We start from the raw sequence: 6,836 nt of genomic DNA, 5'->3' as shown, positions 1-6,836 counted from the left end.
GGCCGTCTCCGTCACCGGGCCGCCCGCGGCCGTTCCAGCCCGCTCCGCCGTCCGCTCCGCCGTCCGTTCGGCGCGCGCCGCGCGGAACGCGGCCAGCGCGGCGGCCTCACCGGGAAGTTCCTCACCGGTCAGCGGGGTGGGCGCGGCGAGCTTCCCGAGGGACGCGGCCAGGCGTTCGGCGCGGGCCCGGACCACGGGGTCGGACGTCTCGGGCGACTCCCCGCGCAGCAGCAGCTCCGCCGTTTCGCGCTCCAGCCACCTGCCCTGCTTGTCGGCCATCACATGTCCTTCTGCGTCCGCGCCCGCGTATGCGTCACAGTCGCGGACGTCACCGCGGCGTCGCGCGGTTCTCGCTGGGCGGGCAGGGCACGGAGCTCGGTCACCGACTCCGGATCGCCGCCGAGCAGTTCGGCGAGCCGCTTCAGTCCGCGGTGCGCCGCGGTGCGGACGGCTCCCGGCCGTTTGCCCAGCGTCCTGGCCGCCGTCTTGGCGTCCAGCCCCATCACCACCCGCAGGACGACGGCCTCGGCCTGGTCCTGCGGCAGGCGGGCGATCAGGGAGAGCGTACTGCCCGTGGCGAGCGCCTCGATGGCCTCCCCGGCGGTGTCCGACGCGGCGGGCCGGCCGGTCAGCTCCGCCTCGTCGCCGCCCGTCACCGGTCTGCGCCCGCGCATGCGTATGTGGTCGAGGGCGCGGTTGCGGGCGATCCGGGCGGCCCAGCCGCGGAACCGGTCGGCGTCGCCGTCGAACCGGTGCAGGTCCCGGGCGATCTGGAGCCAGGACTCGGAGGCGACGTCCTCGGCGTCGGCCTCGCCGACGAGCGTCCGTACGTAGCCGAGCAGCCGCGGGTGCACCGCCCGGTACACCGTGCGGAACGCGGCCTCGTCCCCGTCCTGTGCCGCACGTACGGCGGCGGTCAGCTCCGCGTCGTCCCCCAGCACCGCGCGCGCCTCTCCCTGCGCCTGATTCTCCATGGGTGGTTGCGGCGGTCTACCGCAGCTCGGGACGGGGGCACCGCCCTCCGCACTCCGGCGCGAAAGGCACGTTACGTCGTGAAACCGGTCCCCGTCCATGGCCTCTCTGCTGGCCGTACAAGACGCAACTAACCCGTGACGCAGGGAGGTGTGACAGAAAACGCAGCCTTGACGCAGTAGGTAGTACGGGCCGCCGCGCGGTCCGTACCACGCGACGGCCGGGGCCTCTCCTGTGGGGGGTGGCGGCCCCGGCCGTTGTCGTGGCACCCGTCCGTTCACCTCTCGCCCTCGGGCCGCCAGTCGTCGCGCCGGCGGGTGCGGCCGTCGCGGTGGGCGCCGGTGTCCCGGGCGTCGCGGAACGCGGCCACCGCCCGCGACTCGTCGTCGGCGCCGGGCCCGGCGGCGGCCCCGGCCGGGCGCAGGGCGGCGGCGAGCAGTTCCTCCAGGCCGGTGGCCGGTGCTCCGGGGGCGGGGTCCGGGCCCGCGTGTCGTTCACCCATGTACGTCGCCGCTCCCGCTGTCCACCGTGCCGTGCTTCATGTCGACTCCCCCAGCGTGCGCGGCGGCTCGTCCGTCACACCGTCTACGCCGAGCTGCTCGGCGAGCCGCCTCAGCCCGCGGTAGGCCGCGGTCCGCACGGCGCCCGGCCGCTTGCCGAGGACGCGCGCGGCGGCGGGGCCGTCGAGGCCGACGACGACCCGCAGCAGCACCGCCTCCGCCTGGTCCCGGGGCAGTCCGCGGACCAGGTCGAGGGCGGCGGCGGTGGAGAGGGACTCCAGGGCCTGGTCGGGGGTGGAGTGCGGGCCGGGCAGTTCCAGTACGTCCTGCTCCAGCGCCGAGGGGCGGGGCCGGGCCCGCAGCCGCCGCAGATGGTCCAGGGCGCGGTGCCGGGCGATGGTCGCGGTCCAGCCGCGGAACCCCGCGCCGTCCCCGCGGAACCGGCCGAGGTCGCGGGCTATCTCCAGCCAGGCGTCCGACGCGACGTCCTCGGCCTCGTCGCCGACCAGTCCGCGCACATAGCCGAGGAGGCCGGGCTGCACGATCCGGTACGCGACCGCGAAGGCCGCCTCGTCGCCCTCCTGGGCCCGTGCCACGGCCACGCCCAGCTCGTCGTCGTAGGCGTCCGCGCGGCGGCGTTCCCCTTCCTGGCCCAAGACCCGTCCTCGTCCGTGCCGAGTGGCGGACGTGCCCCGCTGAGCCCGCCCGGTGCGCACGGCCGTCACAGCCGTGTCTTTCCTCCCCACGGTCATCAGCGTCGGGCTTCACCGAAGTGTCACAGGCGTGTGGGAACGGGGGCGTTGTGCGGGGGCGTTGTGCGGGGGTGGTGTGCGGGAACGGTGTGCGGGGACGGTGTCGGCGTGGGGTGCGGGTCAGGGGAGCGGATCGGCGGGCCGGGTCACAGGGGCATGACGCCCAGCCGGTCGAGGAGCCGGCGGAACAGGTACTCGGCGCCACCGTTCGAGGCGTCGGGCGTGGCCGTCAGGATGTCGAGCAGTTCCGCCTCGCTCGCCGCGCGCCCCGCCTCCGCGGCCCAGGCGACGGCGCGCCCCGCGGCGTCCGGCGGCTCCAGGAAGTAGTCCTCCAGCGTCAGCCCGTCGCTTCCCGCGTCCAGGTAGCCGGCCATCGCCTCCCGCGCCAGGCAGGTCGTCCACGCCCCGCTGCCGGGCGCCGCCGCCTCCAGCACGACGCAGGCGCTGTCCATGACGTACCCGAAGAGCGCGGGCGCGCCGGTCTGCCCGGCCAGGTCGTTCATGCTGCCGACGTCGGTGGAGCCGCCGGGGTACTCCCAGACCTGCCAGCCGTCCGGGGCGGACGCGAGGAGCGTCATGCCGTCCTCGGCGCCGGGCAGCGCGTCCAGCTCGGCGAGCGGCCGCTCGGCGCGTCCCACGACGAGGTACCCCCAGTAGCCCATGTCCCGGCTCCCCCCGGTCCGCCGGAAGGGCCGTCCTGTACGGCCCGCCCGGACATCACCACACAGACATCACCACACATCTGCCCGCTCCGCGGCCGCGACGATCCTCCCCGCCTCCCCCGCGTCCCCCGCGTCCGTCAGTCGACCTCGTCGGCGAGGGCGCGGAACTCCTTCCAGGACAGCTCCGGTTCACCGGCGTCCCAGAGCTTCTGGACGGTCGCCGCCAGCGGCAGCCGGATGCCGTCCGCGACCTGGGCCTCGGTCTGGGCATTCGGATAGTCGCCCCAGACGGCGAAGGAGCCGCCGAGTATCTGGTCGTCGTACTCGGCGTCGACCGGCGAGGTGCCGCGGATCACGCGCGGTGTCCACTGCTCGTAGATCCGCTCGCCGGTCGGGTAGACGAAGGTCTGCGGCTGGCCGAGCACGTAGTAGAGGAACTCGTCGTTGTAGTTGATGACGTCGCGGCCCTCGGCGAGGTACTCGGCGGGCTGCCGGGCGCCGATCTCCTTGCCGGTCCAGTAGGCGACGAGGAGGTCGTCGGAGGCGGCGGGGTCGCTGTCCTTGAAGAAGCCGTCGTTCCAGGCGCGCGGGGTGCGGTCGCTCTTCTGCGCGGTGGCGGCCCGGTCGTTGAGCCAGCCGGCGGTGAGGTCCTCGACGGTGGCCCCGGAGCCGTACTTCTCGCGGGCGGCGGAGGCGAGCTGCGGATAGGAGGTCTCGGGGTCGGAGACGGTCAGCGCCTGGTACTCGTCGCCGCCGAGGTGGAACTGGCCGCCCGGGAAGATGTCCGCGTACTCCGTGATCAGGTCGTCGACGATCTCGGCGGACCCGGACTTGGATATGTCGATCGCGCCCTCGGTGGCCGCGCCTTGCGCGTTGCGCAGCTGGAGGTCGGGATGGGCCTCGATCACGGCGCCGAGGTGACCGGGCGAGTCGATCTCGGGAACGACGGTGATGTGCCGCTGCCCGGCCAGCTCGACGATCTCCTTGACCTGCGCCTTGGTCAGGTGGTCGCTGGAGACGATCTCCGGGTGCGAGGACGACTCGATGCGGAAGCCCTGGTCGTCGGAGAAGTGCAGCCCCAGTTCGTTGTACTTCAGGTCGCCGATCTCGCGTATCCGGTCCTTGAGCCAGTCGGCGGAGTAGTGCTTGCGGGCGATGTCCAGCATGAACCCGCGCCGCTCCTTGGCGGGGGCGTCCTTCACGACGCCCTCCGGCGCCGCGCCGTCCGCCGCGACCGCCTGCTTCAGGGTCCGTGTGCCGTAGAAGACGCCGGTCTCGGTCGGCGCGCTGACGGTGACCCGCCCGTCGCGGACGGTCATGGTGTACGACCCGTCGGCGCCGCCGTCGCCCTTCTTCTCCAGCCGCAGGTCGCCGGAGTTCTCGTCGTCCTTCTCGCCCGCGTACGTCAGCCCCAGCTCGTCGGCTATCAGCTTGCCCTCGTCGGCGAGGGCGGCGTCGGAGACGACGACCCGGTGCGCGTCGTCGGGCTTCCAGCCCGGTCCGCGCTCCGCGGTGTGGTCGCGGACGGCCGGTACGGTCCGCGGTTCCTTCGACAGGGCGTAGGAGCGGCTCGGCGAGGCACTGGCTGCGGAGGACGAGGCCGCGGCTGCGGCACCCGCCGAGGAGGGCCCGTCGCCGTCGGTGGCCCACACCCCGATGCCCACGCCCACCGCGACGACCGCCGTACCGGCGATCACCGCCCGCTGCTTCGCCTTCTGCGCCGCCCGCCGCGTCGCTCGCTGCTCCGCTCTTCGCGCCGCTCTCCGCGTCGCCGGTGACCGGCGTCCGTGCTGACTCACGACGCCAACCTACGGCCGGCGGGGACGCCGAACGTCCACCACATGTTCCGAAACTCTCCCGTTCGGGTGAAATTCGGGCATCGCTCGGACATGTCATGCCCTCACTCGCTAACGTGGCCGCCACGGCACTCACAGAATTCCCTGCCGACACATACGTGACGCACAAGGACCCACGCTGCCTGCGCACCGTCTTCCAGATTCTCCCGGCCGGGTGGCCATACCCGTACCGCCCCAAACCCGTGCCACCGGGACAACTCTGCGTGACTTCAACACCGCGCCCGCCGAGGAGGCCGTCCGCCTCCTCCTCCCCTGCCTGCACAGCAGCCGCTGGGCCCGCAGCATCGCCGCCCACCGGCCCTACCCGGACCTCCCCGCCCTCCTCGCGGCGGCCGACGAGGCGTCGTACGACCTGACGGCGGGCGATCTGGCGGAGGCGCTCGCGGCGGAGCCGCCGCCCCGGCTGCCGCCGGACGCGTACGCCGCCGCCCATACCGCGCTGGGCGCGGCGACCGCCGCGTACGAGGCCCGCTTCGGACACACGTTCGTCATCTGCCTGGACGCCCTCCCCGCGAGCGAGGTCCTGGACCGCGTCCTGGAAGCCATCCGGTCACGATTGACCAACGATCCGGAGGACGAACGCCAGGTGGCGGCGGAGGAACTCCGCAACCTGGCGCGAGGCCGCCTGGAACGCGCCCTGTAAAGGCGCGAAAGCACCCTTCAGGGGTGCGTAGGGGCGCGGGGAACGGCGCGAACGACCACAACACACCCGTACCCGGCATACGACTCGAACCCCCCGGGGGGTACTCCGTTGCGTGCAACTTTGATCACACCGGTAGGCCCGCTGTAAGCGCCGGAGGCAACCGTCGCTACGATGCTGGGGGCCGGTGGACCGTACCCGGCCGGGCCCGACCGACAGAGAAGCCGGCGCGGCCCCAATCCCCGCTTTCGGAGGAAACTTCCGTGCCGGCTGGAACGCTGTACCGCGGCCGGGAAGGAATGTGGTCCTGGGTGGCTCACCGAGTCACCGGCGTCCTCATTTTCTTCTTCCTGTTCGTACACGTGCTGGACACCGCTCTCGTGCGTGTCTCCCCCGAGGCCTACGACAAGGTCGTGGCCACGTACAAGTCGCCGATCGTCGCGCTGCTGGAGTACGGCCTCGTCGCCGCCATCCTCTTCCACGCGCTCAACGGTCTGCGCGTCATCGCAGTCGACTTCTGGGTCAAGGGCGCTCGCTACCAGAAGCAGATGCTCTGGTCCGTCGTCGTCGTGTGGGTCGTCCTGATGATCGGGGCCCTGTACCCCGTCCTCGGCCACGCCGCTCGTGAACTGTTCGGGAGCTGACGCGCATGTCTGTTACTGACTCCACCGCCTCCGGCGTCGGTCCCGTGGAGGGCGCCTCGGTCTACACGGTCGACAGCCCGGCCCCGCTGATCGAGCCCCCGCGCAAGCGCACCAAGAAGTCGCCGAAGTCCACCCGCGGCAACTTCGAGATGTACGGCTGGCTCTTCATGCGCCTGTCCGGCATCGTGCTCGTCGTCCTCGTCCTCGGCCACCTGCTCATCCAGCTCGTGCTGGACGGCGGCGTCTCCAAGATCGGTTTCGCCTTCGTGGCGGGCCGCTGGGCGTCCCCGTTCTGGCAGGTCTGGGATCTGCTGATGCTGTGGCTGGCGATGCTGCACGGCGCGAACGGCCTGCGCACGGTCATCAACGACTACGCGGAGCGCCCGAACACGCGCCTGTGGCTCAAGGGCCTGCTGTACACCGCCACGGTGTTCACCATCCTGCTGGGCACGCTGGTGATCTTCACCTTCGACCCGAACATCCGCTAGGCACGGGGCTGCGAATTCCATGAAGGTACACAAGTACGACACCGTCATCGTCGGCGCCGGTGGCGCCGGTATGCGGGCCGCCATCGAGGCGACCAAGCGCAGCCGCACGGCCGTCCTGACGAAGCTCTACCCCACCCGGTCCCACACGGGCGCGGCGCAGGGCGGCATGGCCGCCGCGCTCGCCAACGTGGAGGAGGACAACTGGGAGTGGCACACCTTCGACACGGTCAAGGGCGGTGACTACCTGGTCGACCAGGACGCCGCCGAGATCCTGGCGAAGGAGGCCATCGACTCCGTCCTCGACCTGGAGAAGATGGGCCTG

General features: G+C 72.4%; 9 protein-coding genes and 1 pseudogene. 4 read left to right on the top strand and 6 right to left on the bottom strand.

The window, feature by feature from the left end; translation table 11 throughout:
- From UW392_RS13580 to UW392_RS13555, 6 genes and pseudogenes are all read right to left on the bottom strand, one after another.
- A pseudogene (locus UW392_RS13580) lies at window positions 1-279 on the bottom strand (hypothetical protein); the annotation flags it as partial.
- Window positions 279-941 carry an RNA polymerase sigma factor gene (locus tag UW392_RS13575; RefSeq protein ID WP_320775212.1) on the bottom strand — a complete coding sequence of 221 codons (663 nt, stop codon included), beginning with the start codon at window positions 939-941 and terminating at the stop codon, window positions 279-281. The gene UW392_RS13575 and the pseudogene UW392_RS13580, both read right to left, overlap by 1 nt.
- 308 nt (window positions 942-1,249) lie before the next feature.
- The gene (locus tag UW392_RS13570; protein WP_320775210.1) at window positions 1,250-1,474 is read right to left on the bottom strand and encodes a hypothetical protein; all 225 of its coding nucleotides are present in this window, start codon (window positions 1,472-1,474) and stop codon (window positions 1,250-1,252) included.
- A 36-nt stretch (window positions 1,475-1,510) separates the two neighbouring features.
- Window positions 1,511-2,128 carry an RNA polymerase sigma factor gene (locus UW392_RS13565; RefSeq protein ID WP_320775209.1) on the bottom strand — a complete coding sequence of 206 codons (618 nt, stop codon included), beginning with the start codon at window positions 2,126-2,128 and terminating at the stop codon, window positions 1,511-1,513.
- A 242-nt stretch (window positions 2,129-2,370) separates the two neighbouring features.
- Window positions 2,371-2,886 carry a hypothetical protein gene (locus tag UW392_RS13560; RefSeq protein ID WP_320775208.1) on the bottom strand — a complete coding sequence of 172 codons (516 nt, stop codon included), beginning with the start codon at window positions 2,884-2,886 and terminating at the stop codon, window positions 2,371-2,373.
- Window positions 2,887-3,023: 137 nt separating this feature from the next.
- Window positions 3,024-4,583 carry a glycoside hydrolase family 20 protein gene (locus UW392_RS13555; protein ID WP_320775211.1) on the bottom strand — a complete coding sequence of 520 codons (1,560 nt, stop codon included), beginning with the start codon at window positions 4,581-4,583 and terminating at the stop codon, window positions 3,024-3,026.
- 313 nt (window positions 4,584-4,896) lie between these two features.
- Here UW392_RS13555 and UW392_RS13550 point away from each other — a divergent pair, with 313 nt between their 5' ends.
- The 4 genes from UW392_RS13550 to UW392_RS13535 all read left to right on the top strand — a co-directional run.
- The gene (locus tag UW392_RS13550; protein WP_320775207.1) at window positions 4,897-5,385 is read left to right on the top strand and encodes a 2-oxo-4-hydroxy-4-carboxy-5-ureidoimidazoline decarboxylase; all 489 of its coding nucleotides are present in this window, start codon (window positions 4,897-4,899) and stop codon (window positions 5,383-5,385) included.
- A gap of 260 nt (window positions 5,386-5,645) precedes the next feature.
- Window positions 5,646-6,026 (top strand): succinate dehydrogenase, cytochrome b556 subunit, encoded by a 381-nt coding sequence (gene sdhC, locus UW392_RS13545; RefSeq protein ID WP_320775206.1) that lies wholly within the window; start codon window positions 5,646-5,648, stop codon window positions 6,024-6,026.
- A 5-nt stretch (window positions 6,027-6,031) separates the two neighbouring features.
- Window positions 6,032-6,514, top strand: coding sequence for a succinate dehydrogenase hydrophobic membrane anchor subunit (locus tag UW392_RS13540; RefSeq protein WP_320775205.1), 483 nt, complete (start codon window positions 6,032-6,034; stop codon window positions 6,512-6,514).
- A gap of 19 nt (window positions 6,515-6,533) precedes the next feature.
- The coding region (locus UW392_RS13535) for an FAD-binding protein (protein WP_320775204.1) at window positions 6,534-6,836 on the top strand (303 nt) is incomplete at its 3' end.

Source organism: Streptomyces sp. CRN 30, from assembly GCF_034105845.1.
The sequence above is the reverse complement of the archived record's forward strand: the minus strand, read 5'-3'. Positions and strand labels throughout refer to the sequence as shown.